Annotated in this window: 17 protein-coding genes; 4 read left to right on the top strand and 13 right to left on the bottom strand. The window is 46.3% G+C overall.

The window, feature by feature from the left end; genetic code table 11:
* Positions 1-49: 49 nt before the first annotated feature.
* The 3 genes from K9M52_RS08745 to K9M52_RS08735 all read left to right on the top strand — a co-directional run bounded on the left by K9M52_RS08745 (position 50) and on the right by K9M52_RS08735 (position 2423).
* Positions 50-1240, top strand: a complete 1191-nt coding sequence (locus tag K9M52_RS08745; RefSeq protein WP_224071677.1) for a pyridoxal phosphate-dependent aminotransferase — start codon at positions 50-52, stop codon at positions 1238-1240.
* Between the two features lie 93 nt (positions 1241-1333).
* Complete coding sequence (gene gcvH / locus K9M52_RS08740) at positions 1334-1714, top strand: glycine cleavage system protein GcvH (RefSeq protein WP_224071676.1); 381 nt, start codon at positions 1334-1336, stop codon at positions 1712-1714.
* A 199-nt stretch (positions 1715-1913) separates the two neighbouring features.
* Positions 1914-2423 (top strand): hypothetical protein, encoded by a 510-nt coding sequence (locus tag K9M52_RS08735; RefSeq protein WP_224071675.1) that lies wholly within the window; start codon positions 1914-1916, stop codon positions 2421-2423.
* Between the two features lie 217 nt (positions 2424-2640).
* On the opposite strand, the gene rplS is transcribed toward K9M52_RS08735, so the two are convergent.
* The 7 genes from rplS to K9M52_RS08700 all read right to left on the bottom strand — a co-directional run bounded on the left by rplS (position 2641) and on the right by K9M52_RS08700 (position 8138).
* Positions 2641-3000, bottom strand: a complete 360-nt coding sequence (gene rplS, locus K9M52_RS08730; protein WP_394369852.1) for a 50S ribosomal protein L19 — start codon at positions 2998-3000, stop codon at positions 2641-2643.
* 55 nt (positions 3001-3055) lie between these two features.
* Complete coding sequence (locus tag K9M52_RS08725) at positions 3056-3553, bottom strand: hypothetical protein (RefSeq protein WP_224071674.1); 498 nt, start codon at positions 3551-3553, stop codon at positions 3056-3058.
* 34 nt (positions 3554-3587) lie between these two features.
* A complete protein-coding gene (locus K9M52_RS08720) occupies positions 3588-4298 on the bottom strand; it encodes a hypothetical protein (RefSeq protein ID WP_224071673.1) in 711 nt (236 codons plus the stop codon).
* Positions 4299-4345: 47 nt separating this feature from the next.
* The gene (gene ctlX / locus K9M52_RS08715) at positions 4346-5272 is read right to left on the bottom strand and encodes a citrulline utilization hydrolase CtlX (protein ID WP_224071672.1); all 927 of its coding nucleotides are present in this window, start codon (positions 5270-5272) and stop codon (positions 4346-4348) included.
* Positions 5273-5330: 58 nt separating this feature from the next.
* The gene (locus K9M52_RS08710; protein WP_224071671.1) at positions 5331-6851 is read right to left on the bottom strand and encodes an arginine deiminase family protein; all 1521 of its coding nucleotides are present in this window, start codon (positions 6849-6851) and stop codon (positions 5331-5333) included.
* A gap of 251 nt (positions 6852-7102) precedes the next feature.
* Complete coding sequence (locus K9M52_RS08705) at positions 7103-7603, bottom strand: GNAT family N-acetyltransferase (protein ID WP_224071670.1); 501 nt, start codon at positions 7601-7603, stop codon at positions 7103-7105.
* Between the two features lie 88 nt (positions 7604-7691).
* Complete coding sequence (locus K9M52_RS08700; protein WP_224071669.1) at positions 7692-8138, bottom strand: IPExxxVDY family protein; 447 nt, start codon at positions 8136-8138, stop codon at positions 7692-7694.
* A 519-nt stretch (positions 8139-8657) separates the two neighbouring features.
* Here K9M52_RS08700 and feoB point away from each other — a divergent pair.
* A complete protein-coding gene (gene feoB, locus K9M52_RS08695; protein WP_224071668.1) occupies positions 8658-10802 on the top strand; it encodes a ferrous iron transport protein B in 2145 nt (714 codons plus the stop codon).
* 8 nt (positions 10803-10810) lie between these two features.
* Here feoB and K9M52_RS08690 read toward each other — a convergent pair whose 3' ends face one another.
* Genes K9M52_RS08690 through K9M52_RS08665 form a run of 6 tightly spaced genes read right to left on the bottom strand, consistent with a single transcriptional unit; the run spans position 10811 to position 15063 of the window.
* Positions 10811-11224 (bottom strand): OsmC family protein, encoded by a 414-nt coding sequence (locus tag K9M52_RS08690; protein WP_224071667.1) that lies wholly within the window; start codon positions 11222-11224, stop codon positions 10811-10813.
* Between the two features lie 38 nt (positions 11225-11262).
* Positions 11263-11904: an alpha/beta hydrolase gene (locus K9M52_RS08685; RefSeq protein ID WP_224071666.1), complete on the bottom strand. Its 642-nt coding sequence runs from the start codon at positions 11902-11904 to the stop codon at positions 11263-11265.
* Positions 11904-12863, bottom strand: coding sequence for a VOC family protein (locus tag K9M52_RS08680; protein ID WP_224071665.1), 960 nt, complete (start codon positions 12861-12863; stop codon positions 11904-11906). The genes K9M52_RS08685 and K9M52_RS08680 overlap by 1 nt, the downstream gene beginning before the upstream one ends.
* A gap of 5 nt (positions 12864-12868) precedes the next feature.
* Entirely contained in the window at positions 12869-13171 is a 303-nt protein-coding gene (locus tag K9M52_RS08675; RefSeq protein ID WP_224071664.1) for a GNAT family N-acetyltransferase, read from the bottom strand.
* Between the two features lie 11 nt (positions 13172-13182).
* Complete coding sequence (locus K9M52_RS08670) at positions 13183-14115, bottom strand: ring-cleaving dioxygenase (protein ID WP_224071663.1); 933 nt, start codon at positions 14113-14115, stop codon at positions 13183-13185.
* Positions 14116-14175: 60 nt separating this feature from the next.
* Complete coding sequence (locus K9M52_RS08665; protein ID WP_224071662.1) at positions 14176-15063, bottom strand: pirin family protein; 888 nt, start codon at positions 15061-15063, stop codon at positions 14176-14178.
* Between the last annotated feature and the right edge of the window lie 78 nt (positions 15064-15141).

The following is a 15141-nucleotide window of genomic DNA, read 5'->3' as shown; positions in this document are numbered from 1 at the left end:
GCAATTATTCTATATCTTTGCTTCAATCATCAATAAGCAAATAAAAATTATGCAACTTTCTTCTCTTTTGGACCGGTTTGCGGAACCGGAAACCCTCAAAATGGCCAAATTAGGCCGCGAGTTAAGGGCTCAGGGGATCGATGTCATTGATCTAAGCCTGGGTGAACCTGATTTCGATACACCTAAGCATGTCAAGGATGCCGCCATTAAAGCCATTGAGGATAACTGGAGTCATTATACCCCGGTACCGGGTTTCCTGGATCTCCGGGAAGCTGTTGTGACCAAATTGAAAAGAGATAATCAGCTTGAATATGAGCCTACGCAGATCGTTGTCTCTACCGGCGCCAAGCAAAGTCTGGCCAATGCGATTCTTGCTATTGCAGATGACGGTGATGAGGTGATCATCCCTACTCCTTACTGGGTTACCTATTCTGAACTGGTTAAAATTGCCAGGGGTAAGGTGGTGGAAGTGCGCACCAGCCCTGAAAGTGGGTTTAAAATCTCGCCCGCGCAATTAGAGGCGGCTATTACACCTAAAACGAAGGCGTTTTTGTTCTCTTCTCCCTGTAATCCTTCCGGAGCAGTCTATAGTAAAGAAGAATTGACAGCCCTGGCGGAGGTATTCCGCGCCCATCCTGATATCTTTATCATCTCTGATGAAATCTATGAATATATCAATTATGTCGGGGCGCACCAGAGTATTGCTCAGTTTGATGACCTGAAAGACAGAGTAATCATCGTTAACGGTCTGAGTAAGGGATTTGCCATGACCGGCTGGCGGCTGGGTTATACAGCTTCCAACGTACAGGTGGCTAAAGCCATGGAAAAAATCCAGGGGCAAACGACCAGTGGAACCTGCTCTATCACTCAGAGAGCCGCCATCGCCGCTTTAACAGGAGATCTCCAGCCTTCCAGGGATATGACAGCAGAATTTACCCGTCGTAAGAAAAGAGTATTGGAACTCGTCGCTGAAATTCCGGGAATTAGCTGTGCGGAACCTGAAGGGGCATTTTATATATTTCCGGATGTACATGCGTTTTATGGCAAATCTGATGGGAATATCACCATTAAGGATTCTGCAGATTTTTCTATGTATCTGCTGAATACCGCGCATGTATCCTCTGTGATGGGCGCCGCATTCGGAGAGCCGAACTGTGTCCGCTTTTCTTTTGCCAATAGCATCGGGAATATTGAAAAAGGCTGGGCAAGGATCAAGGAGGCATTGGCGAAACTGAAATAAATGAATGAAAGCGGAACAGGTAAAAATATTTTGCCTGTTCCGCTCCATCTTTTTTAAATTTCCTGTACGTTTGTGCAATTAAAATCAATTACTATGAATTTTCCTTCTGAATTAAGGTACACGAAAGACCATGAATGGATTAAAGCGCTGGATGGTAATCAGGCGTTGGTAGGCATCACTGAATTTGCCCAGGGTGAGCTCGGAGATATTGTATTTGTTGATATTAATTCTGTTGGGGATTCCCTGAAAGCGGATGATGTATTTGGTACCGTGGAGGCTGTAAAAACAGTAAGTGATCTGTTTTTACCTGTTAACGCAAAAATTCTGGAAGTGAACCCAGACCTGGAAAATCAGCCTGAACTGGTGAATACGGATCCTTATGAAAAGGGCTGGATGGTTAAAATTGAACTGGAAAACCCGGCTGACCTGGAAGGCCTGCTGGATGCAGCCGCGTATCAGGATCTGGTATCCTAAGCCGGTATGGGATTGTATTAATTAAATTCGTCATAAATTGAGAGGAGCGACTTGCTTTAAGAAAATAAAGCAAGTCGCTCCTCTCGTTTCTGTATCTTACAAGCGTATTATGTTTGACTAAAGGGCGTCAGCGGCTGTGCCACGATCTTTGAATATTAATTTGTATCTTTATATGATACACTCAATAAAAAATACACATATGAAAAGAGTCGTCAAGTCAGTCGTTTTTGCACTTGGGGGAATCAGTCTCGTGCTGGCTGCCTGTAACAGTTCATCTGATGAAACAAATAAGAACAAAGATTCTGTGGTAAGCGGGCAAGTGCCCCACGCTGACAGCCAGGCGGAGCAAAGCGTTCCCTACACGGTAGCAGAAAACTATTTTGTCAATAACAGCGTAAAAGATTCAGTTCCGCATAAAATTACCAGCAAAGCTGATTTTGACAAGTACTTTGGAATGGCCTCCACTATGGGCGCAGGTGGTCAACCTACTCCGATAGATTTTGACAAGGCGTATGTGATTGTGGTGGATCACCCTACCACCCAGAAGAAAACAGAAATTATTCCGGTACACTTAACAAGAAGCGGTGCTGATATTATTTTTGATTACAAGGTAACAGAGGGCGAGAACATGAGTTTCTCCATACATCCGCTTTTGATACTTATTGTGGATAACCAGTACAGCGGTCATTTGATCATGCGGAAAGAATAATCTTTGCGTATCTATTCGTTGGACTGTCGCAAATAGAGAAACCGACCTGAACACGAGTAAAGTAATTCAGGTCGGTTTCTCTAGTATATGGAAACGCTGATATGTAGACAGCAGCCCTGGCCGCTATTTTCTTTCCGGTCTTTCTGCTTTTTTCTTTGCTCAACAAATCTGCTTATGCAGCAGTGTAGGTATGCTTTGCCAAAGAACCGAAGTCAGATTAGATGTTGGAGAAGCGTTTTTCTTTAATTCTGGCACTCTTACCGCTACGCTCACGCAGGAAGTAGAGTTTTGCACGGCGAACCTTACCGACTTTGTTCAAAACGATGGAGTCAACGTTTGGAGAAGAGAATGGGAAGGTTCTTTCAACGCCGATGCTGTTGGAGATTTTGCGAACAGTGAAAGTTGCAGTAGCGCCGTTGCCCTGGATTTTCAGTACATCGCCACGGAAGCTCTGGATTCTTTCCTTACCACCTTCCACAATTTTATAGTTTACGGTAACATTGTCACCAGCTTTAAACTTCGGAAATTCTTTGACTTGTGTCAATTGCTCGTGTACATAGTTCACTGCTGCGTTCATAGCTTAAAAATTTTAAGGACTGCAAAGGTATGTATAAACAGAGTAATCAACAAAATTATTTTGATTCCGCATGTAAACTGGCAGTCGTTTGTCTGTAATAAGTAAAATATGGTGCATATTCCGGTGCCAGTTTTTGCTTATGTTCGTCGAGCCGGATCAGGTTGCGGGCAGTACCTTCTATCTGATAATACTCAGAAAAAGTTCCGGCAGCTTCATTGCCAAATGCATGGATCAGCTGGTTATCAGCGAGTTCCCACTGACCTATTACAATCTGATCTGCCACCCGGTCGCTGGAGTAATGGATGGTCTTGATGAACTTGTGACTGGGGAGGAATTTAAGCTTTTCTTCCCGTCCGTTTTTATAGACCATTGTTTCCTTAGCGCCATTCATATTCTGGACATCTCTGGAAAAGTCGGTAACGGCACTGTAGGTGCCCGCTACCTGATCTTCCTGAATAGCCGGTCTTGTTAACGCACAGCCACTGAAAGTCAGCACCAAAATGCCGGATAGCATGGCTAAACGTCTATTTCGTATAAAAAGAGGTCTTTTCACCTCCTAAAAATAGGGGAATTTCAGCAAAAACTACCTATTGGTTGTTTAGTTCATACCAATGAAGGGTTCTGGTCTTCATATCACCCATAATTAACGTAGTATCTGCCTCGTTATGTTCTTGCTGAAAGGCGTATAATAGCATGAACTGGTGGTCATTTTTCCATTTGGCATCTAAAATGGACGTACCCGGGCCTGCAAACATTACAAGCCACTGTTTATGTTCGCCTGGTATCGCTATCATGATTTTAGTATCCGGCTCGCCGCCTTCCAGGGAGCTCCTGCCTTCTTTGCCTTTAACGGGGATATGGCCATAGGAGCCAAAATCCAGCAAATAACTGCTGTCGGGGGACCATCTTAAAACTGACGCATAGTCTTTATAAAAAGAAGCATCTGCCTGAAAGGTTGAGGAATCCGTAAAAGTTCCAACGGCGGCATCTGCGCTACCCTCCACCGTACTATCTAAATTATGGCCGGGTGCATGGCCATTGGAAAAAGCGGCGGTATCAACTTTCCGGCCACCCATGGCGCTGGAAAGCCAGTCGGTGGTGAGGCTGTCAAAGACAAATTGACGGCTAGCCATTCTTCCTTCTGTTGTGAGGCTGTCCGCTTTTAAACGCTCAAGACTATCCTTTGTATGCTGGCCTTGTTTATTGCCGTTGCAAGTACAGCCTATCAGCAAAACCAGACTGAAGATCAGTGTACTGTAAACAGATACTTGTTTAGATGAGGTGATAGGTGATTTCATAATAATAGTATTTGAGCCGGTTGTATGTAATATTGTTGTATGTAATATTATTGTTTCTCCAGAAAGATCTCCGCGACCATGCAACGGGCACTGCCCCCGCCAACAGTCTCAATAGTAGAAATATCAACCGGCAGCGCTTCTGAGTGGATGGACAAGGCCTCTTTTTGTTCCTCGCTCAGGCAGTCATATGCCGATTGGCTCATGATGGTATACGGCTTGCCGGCGGTACTTTTCACCTGAATCATATTGCCGGCAAAACGGCGGACCTGCTCCAGGCTGATAGCGATCACTTCATGACCACTGCTGCGCAACTGCTCCGCGACCCGGATCCTTTCAGTCATGTTTTTAATGGATTCCAGACATATTACCGCATAAGTGGTGCCAATATGCATCATGACGTTGGTATGATAGATCGGCGTTCCTGCTTCGTCACTGGCTTCGAAATAAACAGGGCGGTAGCCATGGGCGCGGGCAAAGGTTTCCAGTAACGGTTTATGTGTCCTGGCAGACAGACAGGCATATACCATTTTGTTTTCGTGATCAAAGATCATAGAGCCTGTTCCTTCCAGAAAGAAATTCTCTGCCTCATATTCGCTCCAGTCTTCTACATCCGTAATTTTATATTTGACCGAGAGTTCCTGCAGTATCTCGTCTCTTTTTTCTTCCCGGCGGTTGGGCGCATACATGGGAAATATAATGACTTTACCGCTGGGTAATGTACAGAACCAGTTATTCGGGAAAATTGCATCTGGCTTCGGCGGCCTGATGGTGTCTTCAATCACCAATACCTCTATCTGATGGTCTCTTAATTTTTCTACATACCTGTCAAATTCCGCCTCGGCGCGCTTTTGTACTGCTCCTGCTGCTTCATTCAGGTTGTTTTGATACGTATTGTTTTTAGCAGTTTCGCTGTTATAGCCGAAACTGGCGGGCCGCACCATTAATAATTGAGCACTGATCTGCCTATCTGTCATAATTCAAAAATCTAAATCGCAATAAAGTTAAAATAATCTGCGGATCTTGTTGTCCGGTTTAAAGTATTTCCCTGAGCACAGGCTGGCTCATACAATGGGAACCGCCTCTGGCCCGGGAGAGTTCCGCAGAAGGTAGTAAAATCAAGGTGTTTTCGATGTCGTCCACACTGAGTTTGCCGGCGCCGAGCTCCTCATTGAGTGTAGCTGCATTTTTAATCTGAAAACCTTTCTTTTTAAAAGTATTAATCGTAAGCTCATTGCGGTCATAACCGACAACGACACCGTCTTTTAGTGCCAGCAGGTTACAGGAATCCGTCCATTGTTCCCGCTCATCATATGGAAAAGTGTTATTTCCGCTGTAGATGATCTGTACTTTGTCCGGATCCACGGCAAAGTCATGGATACTGATATCGCGGAGCAGGGATTCCAGGCCGGTAATATGCGGTTTGATGCTGACTTCATAATTTTTATAAGGCGCATAGGTCTCCGAGAGTGGTTTCTGAAACCGCAGTATCTCAATCTTAAAGCCGCTATCTTCATGGTGATCAGGATGTAATCTTTTAATATAGCTGTACTGGCTTCGTTTGTCCAGTTTCATAATCTTCTCAGAGAAAGGGCCGAACAGGACCCAGGTATCTTTTCTGACTTGTGTAAATACCGTATCGATGTGCATCATTGCCCTGTGCTGCGGAATTTTAATGACGGAGATCTTTTCAATACCGGTACCGGCATCAGCGAAGATATTATGGATGGCCTCATTGATACCTGCAGGCGTGGTGCGTTCACTACAGCCGATCAGCAGGTGATTGGGTGAGATCATCATGACATCCCCTCCTTCCAGGCTGGTCTTTTGCAATGCCTGTTCTTCCTGACTCAGCAAAAAGAAATTACTGGGTTCAGAGATTTCGATCAGTTTCTCCGTTTGATTTTTGAATAACGCATATTGCGCAATGAATTTCATTAAAAGGGATTCTCTTTCCCTGGCGGGGCTGGCGGCATTGCTGAGCAGTAAATGATCATTCACCGCAATGGCGATATCCCGGGTAAAGATAAAATTAGGTAAAGGTGCAAAAATGAATTCGCCTGTATCTTCACCGCCTTCTTTAATAATACCGGTAATCAGCGCTTTGGCCAGGTCTTCTGACCGGTCTACAGCCATTAGTTTCTTTTCAGTCCTGGAACTGCTGCCTTCCCAGCCGCAAACGGCGGAGATCAGCCGCTGACGAAGGCTATCTTCCTGTAAAAGTTCAGAAAGCAAAAATTGCGTATCTAAAACATTCTTGCTGTTAAAATAGGCGGGATTGTCCGGTTTATAACAATCAGGTTGTATTTTATCTTTCTGGCTTTTCTCGAAGTCCATCACATACGCTGCCTTCTCCGGATCGGTGAAATGCAGCAGTAACTTCACATATTGGTTGTATTCCCGGCGCATCTGCGACAGATGTACGGTATCATCATATAGCCACTCTTTGAATTTTGCGGGAACGACTTTGCCGATGCCACCATCCGGGCTGTGTATAATAAGTCTCTTTAGTCTGCCGATTTCTGTTTCAACATGGATTTGCTCATTTTGCGTCATAAAAGGGCGTTTGATTGCCCGCAATATAGGTCTTTTTTAAGGACTTAAAAAAGACCATACTGTTAACGCTGTAGTAAAGAAGGGACAGACAAATGCGCCGGTTTTATGGGCTTTCGATTGCAATAAGGCTATTTTTCCGGTGTAACCGGAAAGCGGCCTCCGGCTGTCCACAGGTGGCTTTGAACGTTGTCGCTAAGACTGTTGTTGCTATCTTAATGATAATGCCTGCGCTACAATGGGACAGGGCGTATTTACAGTGACTTTTCCATATAAACAACACCTTCCATGGGGTTGCTGTAATAGGCCGGAATTTTATAAAAGCCGTATTGAATATAGAGCTGCAAGGCCGCCTGAAAAGTCGGCAAAGTATCCAGCCTGATGCGTTCATAGCCCAAATACCGGGCTTGCTGAAAAGCCCCCTCAAGTAAATGCCTGCCCAGTTTTAATCTTCTGAAATCCGGCCGGACATACAATCGTTTGAGCTCTGCTGTCCGTTTATCCAGCTGTCTGATCGCTACACAGCCAATATATTGTGCCTCGGAAATCTCCCGGCAAAGAATCAGCGCCCCACCCGGAAGACCGTATTTTTTTTCAATGCCCGCCAGTTCGCCTTCAAAGTCCTGGAATTCCAGGCCAAATCCCAGAGAGGCTGCATATTCCCTGAATAATATACGCCCCTGATCATATTGTTCACTGGACTGCGCCAAAGAAAACTCGATGGATGGTAACGAAGAGATAGTAGGGAAAGACATGCGGATCGCGTTTTTGAAAAGGATTTGAAAAGGAAAGGAATAGCCGGATCATTGGTTGAATAGGTGCGGACAGCCGCCGGATCGCCCGTTAAAAGATCAGATGCTCTTTATGGTCCAGATAAGTATAATCGATCTCTGTGGCCAGCTGCACATCTTGTATGGATTTGACGAGCGAAAGCATATGGCCGAACTCTTCATGAACCCCTACCTGGCCTTTGATCAGCCAGATAAAGTCAATATGTTTGAATTCAGGCAGTAAAACCTCCCCGTCATTACGATTACTGTACAGATAATGCTTTGTAAAACTGTGCTTTACATTAGACTGGTAAACCGGAAAATAATAATTTCTGTTTTTTTTATTCAGCAGGATCTCAATGTCTGTATTCAGCCTGAAGTCAAAATTGAGCAGTTTATTGACCTGCAGACAAAATTTATAGCTCTTTACGGACGTGACCAGGCCGATCAGGCAGCTATCCTCGAAAAATTCATCGTAGGAATCAGTGGTGTCCAGTAAAAAGCTTTTGCTCGGTTTCATAACCTGATGTTGTATCTGCTCAGAGCCGGCAAAGCATAAAAGCTGCCATCTGCCGGTTTTAATGTAATTGGAAGGCGCCAGGCACCAGATATCCTCATCTTCGCCTGTATAAAAACAGCAGCCTGTCCGCTTTCTCAGACAAAGTTAAGCCTTCTTTGTATTCTCCGCAAAGAAGATCTTTTGCCAGATGAGAAAAGAGACTTGATTGGGGCAGGCCTCAGGGCCCGTCAATGCGCCAGGCTTACAGTAATAATTGCAGGCTCCGGAAATGAGCATGCCTGCCTGTCACCGCACAATGTTTCGAAAGAATCCGCTTACTTGAGTGTACACGCGCCAGTATATTTTCAACGAATTCAGAACCAATTCGCTAAAACCCGTTTGGCCGTTTGATATTTGGCCAGGCAGGTTCGGGGGCTTTTCACAAAAAACCCATTAAAAAGCTAAAAGAATGCCCCAAAACGGATAGTTTCCCAAAATCGTAAATGGAATCCGGCTGAGGAATGGTAAATTTGCCCCGCAATGTTAAGAACCGGAAAGAAGACAATTCAGATCGCGCTGACGGGCAACCCCAATAGCGGAAAGACATCTCTGTTTAATGCCCTCACTGGCCTTAATCAGAAGGTGGGTAATTTTCCAGGCGTTACGGTAGATAAAAAAACCGGCACTACGCAGTTTAGCGGCCATGGTCAGGCCAAGATCATTGATCTGCCGGGGACCTATAGTCTGTATCCCAGACGGGAAGATGAATGGGTAGCCTATAAAGTGATGATGGATGTAGAGAAAATCCAGGATCTGGATTTGCTCTTACTGGTCATGGATGCCAGTAACCTGAAAAGAAATCTGTTATTCTGCTCCCAGCTGGTGGATCTTAAGTGTCCGGTGGTTGTGGCACTGACCATGAATGACCTGGCCCAGAAAAAGGGCATCCGTATTGATGTGGATGAGCTCTCCCGGGAATTGAATATTCCTGTAGTACCTGTCAACCCCAGAACCAATAAAGGGCTGGGAGAGCTAAAAAAAGTGATCAGCCACGTACTTTCCCAGACAATAACAGCAACCGCTCCGGATTTTATTGATAATAAAGCATTGGCTCCCGGTGCTATTGAAGATCTTCAAAAGCTGATGCCCGGTGTCAATGATTATCTGGCTATTCATTATTTAGCCAATTATAAAAATCTGCCGTTTTCTGCAGCCGTCAAAAGCCAGGTGGCAGCAGTAGAGGCTAGAAACAATTTTTCACCCAATAAAGTGCAGGCAAATGAGATCCTGCAGCGCTATACCCGGATCAATAAGATCATGCAGCAGTTCGTCGTGGAGCCGGACCCGCTGCAAAAAAAGATCTTTACCGATAAACTGGATAATCTTCTGCTTCACAGAGTATGGGGATATGTGATCCTGCTGGCTGTATTATTTATTTTATTCCAGAGTATTTTCTGGCTGGCCTCCTATCCGATGGATGCCATCGACTGGGGCTTTTCTGAGCTGACAGGGTGGGCCTCTTCTGTGCTGCCCGATACCTGGTGGAGTGATCTGCTCTGTAACGGGTTATTGGCCGGTTTAGGCGGAATCATCATATTTGTGCCGCAGATCATGATTTTATTCGGGTTGATCACCTTATTGGAGGACTCGGGTTATATGGCCCGAATCAGTTTTTTGATGGATAAGCTGATGCGCAAAGTTGGCCTGAATGGTAAGAGCGTTATGCCGATGATCAGTGGATTTGCCTGTGCCATTCCCGGTATTATGAGCACCCGAAATATTGAAAATAAAAAGGAACGGCTGCTGACGATCATGATTACACCGCTCATGAGTTGCAGCGCCCGGCTACCGGTTTATACCATTCTTATCGGTCTGGTCGTACCGGATACCTATTATCTGGGTATCTTTTCGGCCAGAGGCCTGATCATGATGTTCATGTATTTACTCGGAGTGGTGATGGCTCTCATTGTAAGTTTAGTGCTTAAATGGATCATTAAAATCAAAGAGAAAAGTTTCTTTATCCTGGAACTACCCGTATACAGGGCCCCCAGATGGAAGAACGTTGGGGTAACGATGGTAGAAAAAGCAAAGATATTCGTACTGGAGGCCGGAAAGGTCATTATTGTTATCAGCCTGCTTATCTGGTTCTTAAGTTCCTACGGCCCTTCGAAAAGAATGCATGCACTTGACCAAAAGTATGAAACGGCTAAAACGTCGCTCATGGCTACCGGGACCGACAATGCAGCCGCGATGGCGGCTTTGGATAGAGAACATGGCACTGAAAAACTGGAGAATTCCTACGCCGGTATTCTGGGCAAATCCATTGAGCCGGTGATTCGCCCGTTGGGCTATGACTGGAAGATCGGTATCGCATTGATTACTTCCTTTGCCGCAAGGGAGGTATTTGTCGGAACCATGGCCACCCTCTATAGTGTGGACGAGAACAATACGGCTACTTTACAGCAGAAAATGGAAAATGCGAAACGTCCTGACGGCTCCAAAGTGTATACGTTGGCAACTGCCATGTCTCTGATTATCTTTTATGTGCTGGCTATGCAGTGCATGAGTACGCTCGCCGTGGTCAAAAGAGAAACCAAGTCCTGGAAATGGCCGGCTATTCAATTGGTCTACATGACGGCGCTGGCCTATGTCTGCAGCCTGGTCACCTATGCGCTTCTAAATTAGAAAATCAGTCAGGCTTTAACAGTACGGATAATAACTTCCTGCTTCAGGATTTTAGAAATGGGGCACTGCTCCGCAATTTTTAACAATCTGTCGCTAATCTCCGGGTCTAAAGGTTGGTTAAATTCAATTTGCCGCTCGATAATGGTTTTGCGGTCGGTATTATCCATCTGGTAATACATATTGGCCCGGGCACTGATTTCCGGGATATGGTATCCTTTATGATCTATATACATCCGCAGCGTTACCAGTGTACAGGTAATCAGCGAACTTAACAAAAGAGTGAAGGGATCCGGCCCGATGTCCATGCCGCCGAGCCTTTCGGGCTCATCTGTAATGAACTTCCCATTTCTCCAGGTGATCTGGGTCTGATATTTCTGGTCGCCGATTAATCCGTTGACCGGTGTCTCTAGTATATACTTCATCGCTTCAGTTCGTTTGCGGTTCCTGCAGGCCCGAGTTTTTAACGGGCGTCTGTATTAAAAACGATCTTGTTGGCCTGATCGATCTCATCGCGATTGATCGAATGTCCAAAACCGGGATACTCTTTCAGATGAACGTCGGCATTCATATCCTGCAGGATATTTTCAGTGGCATACACCCGGGCTATCGGTACGTGGAAATCAGGATTGCTGGTGCCGATAAAGACGGGTGTCTGTTTAAAATCACCCTTATAATTTACGGAATTGATCTGCTCGCCGATTAACCCGCCGATGACAGCTACAGCGCCGCCATAGCGCATCGCATATCTGGCCAGAAATTCGAGCGTGAGGCAGGCGCCCTGGGAGAAGCCGAAGAAATATATGTTTTCGGGGGAAATGCCGGCCTGCGTTATTTTTTCGACCGTCTGTCTGACCATTTCGATTGCTGAACTAAGCCAGGGCTCGTTATGCGCGGCAGGTGCCATAAATGACAGCGGGTACCAGGTATTGCCCGTGGCCTGCGGTGCGATTAATGCATAGTCCCTGACATTCAAATGCGGCGCCAGCGACAGGATGTCATCGGCAGAGCCGCCGCGTCCGTGTAGCATAATCAGTGCCTTTTCGGCTTTTTCTAAGGCTGTGCCTGACCTATGTATGTCCAGCGTATGGGTGTTGTTTGTCATTATTTAAAATTTTCTACCGGGTAATTAAAAGCAGGGAGATGTGCATCCAGCTCCGGTCTGTTCTGTTCAAACTGTGCGGGAAGTTGCAGCTGCATTCCGAGTTCACTGCTGTCTTCATCGATTGTGAATCCGGGGCTCAGGGTCGCCACCTCAAAAATAACGCCACCCGGTTCTGTAAAGTAAACGGAAGAAAAGTACTTCCGGTCCCTGATCTCTGTTGTTTTTAGTCCAAAGGCCCTCAGTTTTTGCATGATGTCTGACTGAGACCTGGCATCCGGCGTGGCGAAGGCTACGTGGTGAACCATGCCGCGCCCGCCGAGGCCTCTTAGCCCCTCCATATCCCAAAGGATATCTACATATTGGCCCGGCCTGTCGTCCACTCCGTACCGGAAGCGCCCGGCACTCTCCCGGATCAGCCGGTGATTTAAGACGGTGGTCAGCAGGGCGGCGGTCTTTTCAAAGTGTTCCAGCCAGAGCTCTACATGATGGATGCCACGGATGGCATGCTCCTCAGGAATGTTTTTATTAAAACCGTTTCCCGGCCTGATCTCCTTATCCGTAAAAACCAGCTCAAGTCCCATCCCGTCCGGATCTTCCAGGTAGATAAAAACCTCTCCGCCGTAACGCTGCTGAGGGTGTTTATAGGCAATGTTAAAGGCGTCCAGCCGCCGCTGCCAGAAATCCAGGCTGTCCGGTGCCAGTGAAAACGCGGTAGTGTTGATTTTGCCTTTACCGTGGCGGCCCTGGGCGAGGCCTTTACCGTATGGAAAGCTGGTAAAAATGCTGCCCGGTGTGCCGGTCTCATTGCCAAAATAAAAGTGATACACCTTTGGATCGTCAAAGTTGACGGTCTTTTTGACCAGGCGCAAGCCCAGGAAGGCTGTATAAAAATCTATATTTTCCTGGGTGTCGCCTGAAACGGCGGTTACATGATGAATGCCGGTGATTAGATCTTTCATGCTGTTTAGTGCTTGGTTTCTTTATACCAGATGTCGGCATAATCCGCTCCATGACGCCTGAACTGGAGGTGTACATAGGGGCAGAGCGGTTTTATCAATAAATTGTTGGATCTCGCATAGGTGACCAGACTGGCCAGTAATATTTTACCAAAACCTTTGCCCGAATAAGTTTCGTCTACTTCGGTGTGGTATACGGTAAGCAGGTTGCCTTCCACGGAAATATCCATTTTACCCGCTTTGATGCCATCACTGAAGAGCTCAACCTCACCAAACCCATTGTCATCTAATACGACTTTTGTTGTTTCCATTTTGCTTTTTTTTAAAGTTGAGGCAATGCCTTTTCGATTTTTGAGCGCAAGCCTTCATACTGTTTAGGTAGCTTGAGCTCCGTGCCTAAAGTGGACAAGGGTTCATCTTTTGTAAATCCGGGGTTGTCGGTGGCCAGCTCAAACAGGATTCCTCCCGGTTCCCTGAAGTAAAGGGAAAAGAAATAATCCCGGTCGATTTTAGGTGTGATGCTCAGACCGGCAGCCAGTACTTTTTCCCGGTAGTCCATCAAGATATTGTCGTCCTTGACCCTAAAAGCGATATGGTGGTTAGTCCCGGCAGCATTATACCCTCTGGGGCCGTCCGGAGTTTCCAGTATATCGACGATATTTGCGGTATCGATGTTTGAAGTGCCGAAGCGGAGTCTGCCCGCCTCCTGTTTTTGTAAATCATAACCAAGGATGTCGGTCAGTATTTTGGCTGTGGCGTCTGCTTTATCCAGTGTGAGGGTCACGTTGTAAAACCCCTTTAGTGCGACATCACCGTTGATTTCAGGTGTCTGCCAGGGGGGGCGGTTGTCCGGATCCGCGGCTTCAACAAACTGCAACTGCAGCCCGTCCGGATCCTTAAATGAGATGAGGGGCTCGCCAAATACTTCTCCCTCGTCAAAGGGTACATTAAACTGTGTCAGCCTTTGCTTCCAGAAGCTTAAGGCTCCTTTTGGCACACTGTATCCAATATGAGTGGCCAGGCCTGAACCGTTACGGCCGGCGCCGATGCCTTCCCAGGGGAAGAAGGTGAGAATGGTTCCCGGAGTGCCTGACTCGTTACCGTAATAAAAGTGATATGTACCCGGGTCGTCAAAGTTCACGGTTTTCTTGACCATGCGTAATCCTAATACTTTGGTATAGAAATCCAGGTTTCTTTTAGCCTCATTTGCGATGGCCGTTATATGGTGCAGTCCTATTACTTGATTTTCTTTCATGATTCAGATTTTTAATAGGACAAAGTTACGTCGGGTACAGGCCGGGAAAAATAACCTAGATTAAGTTGCCGGAGGTTTAGTCCCGGGAAGGGGTGTAAAGCCCGTTTCATGGGGGACTTTGGGAAAACGCCCTGCTGTCCAGTCTGCCTTGGCCTGCTCAATTCTTTCTTTGTCAGTAGAAACAAAATTCCAGTATATAAACCGTTCCTCCGGGAAAGGCTCGCCGCCAAATAGATATATATCGCTGCCCGCTGTTATGTTGAAGGTGCACAGATGGGCATCCTTGGTAATTAACAGCTGGCCGGGTCCATAATTGTGCCCCTGATTTTCGATACTGCCCTTGACGATATACAGCCCGCTTTCTCCGTACAGGCGGTCAGTAAGATCAATGGTCATATCACGGTCGGATTTGATTTCCAGCATATATAACGGACTGTAAACGGGAACGGGAGATCTGTGTGTCCCGATGGATCCGGCAATCAGTTTTAGCCTTGCTCCGCCTTCCTCCCAGACCGGTAGGCTATCCCCCTTAATATGTACAAAAGAAGGATCCATTTCCTGTTTGTCTTTGGGGAGGGCGATCCAGATCTGTAAGCCGTGCAAAAATTTATCCTGGTGACGGAGTCCGTCGGGAGTCCTTTCTGAATGGGTGATTCCTTTGCCGGCGGTCATCCAGTTTACATCCCCGGGATAGATCTCCACCGCATTGTCCAGGCTGTCTCTATGCATAATAGCTCCCTCAAATAAGTAAGTCAGTGTTGACAGGCCGATATGGGGATGCGGGCCTATATCCAGATTGTCGGCGGCGGACATTTTTGCCGGTCCCATATGGTCAATAAACACAAAAGGGCCTACACTGCGTTTTTGCCGGAAAGGCAATAACCTCCCGACCAGAAAATTACCGATATCCGCGGCTTTTTCGGGTAATATGATATCAATGTTGGACATGATTGAAGTTGATTTTAGTAAGACAGGTTATTTCCCGAATATACAAATTATTGTGGTGCCGGCTGCTTATTTTTCGCA

The sequence above is a fragment of the Arachidicoccus terrestris genome, from assembly GCF_020042345.1.
Lineage (GTDB): Bacteria > Bacteroidota > Bacteroidia > Chitinophagales > Chitinophagaceae > Arachidicoccus > Arachidicoccus terrestris.
This window is presented reverse-complemented; position numbering and strand designations above follow the sequence as displayed.

Bases quoted from the DNA above. Each gene is read 5' to 3' on its own strand.
- K9M52_RS08745 (WP_224071677.1), top strand. From the start codon at position 50: ATGCAACTTTCTTCTCTTTTGGACCGGTTTGCGGAACCGGAAACCCTC.
- gcvH (WP_224071676.1), top strand. From the start codon at position 1,334: ATGAATTTTCCTTCTGAATTAAGGTACACGAAAGACCATGAATGGATT.
- K9M52_RS08735 (WP_224071675.1), top strand. From the start codon at position 1,914: ATGAAAAGAGTCGTCAAGTCAGTCGTTTTTGCACTTGGGGGAATCAGT.
- rplS (WP_394369852.1), bottom strand. From the start codon at position 3,000: ATGAACGCAGCAGTGAACTATGTACACGAGCAATTGACACAAGTCAAA.
- K9M52_RS08720 (WP_224071673.1), bottom strand. From the start codon at position 4,298: ATGAAATCACCTATCACCTCATCTAAACAAGTATCTGTTTACAGTACA.
- ctlX (WP_224071672.1), bottom strand. From the start codon at position 5,272: ATGACAGATAGGCAGATCAGTGCTCAATTATTAATGGTGCGGCCCGCC.
- K9M52_RS08710 (WP_224071671.1), bottom strand. From the start codon at position 6,851: ATGACGCAAAATGAGCAAATCCATGTTGAAACAGAAATCGGCAGACTA.
- K9M52_RS08705 (WP_224071670.1), bottom strand. From the start codon at position 7,603: ATGTCTTTCCCTACTATCTCTTCGTTACCATCCATCGAGTTTTCTTTG.
- K9M52_RS08700 (WP_224071669.1), bottom strand. From the start codon at position 8,138: ATGAAACCGAGCAAAAGCTTTTTACTGGACACCACTGATTCCTACGAT.
- feoB (WP_224071668.1), top strand. From the start codon at position 8,658: ATGTTAAGAACCGGAAAGAAGACAATTCAGATCGCGCTGACGGGCAAC.
- K9M52_RS08690 (WP_224071667.1), bottom strand. From the start codon at position 11,224: ATGAAGTATATACTAGAGACACCGGTCAACGGATTAATCGGCGACCAG.
- K9M52_RS08685 (WP_224071666.1), bottom strand. From the start codon at position 11,904: ATGACAAACAACACCCATACGCTGGACATACATAGGTCAGGCACAGCC.
- K9M52_RS08680 (WP_224071665.1), bottom strand. From the start codon at position 12,863: ATGAAAGATCTAATCACCGGCATTCATCATGTAACCGCCGTTTCAGGC.
- K9M52_RS08675 (WP_224071664.1), bottom strand. From the start codon at position 13,171: ATGGAAACAACAAAAGTCGTATTAGATGACAATGGGTTTGGTGAGGTT.
- K9M52_RS08670 (WP_224071663.1), bottom strand. From the start codon at position 14,115: ATGAAAGAAAATCAAGTAATAGGACTGCACCATATAACGGCCATCGCA.
- K9M52_RS08665 (WP_224071662.1), bottom strand. From the start codon at position 15,063: ATGTCCAACATTGATATCATATTACCCGAAAAAGCCGCGGATATCGGT.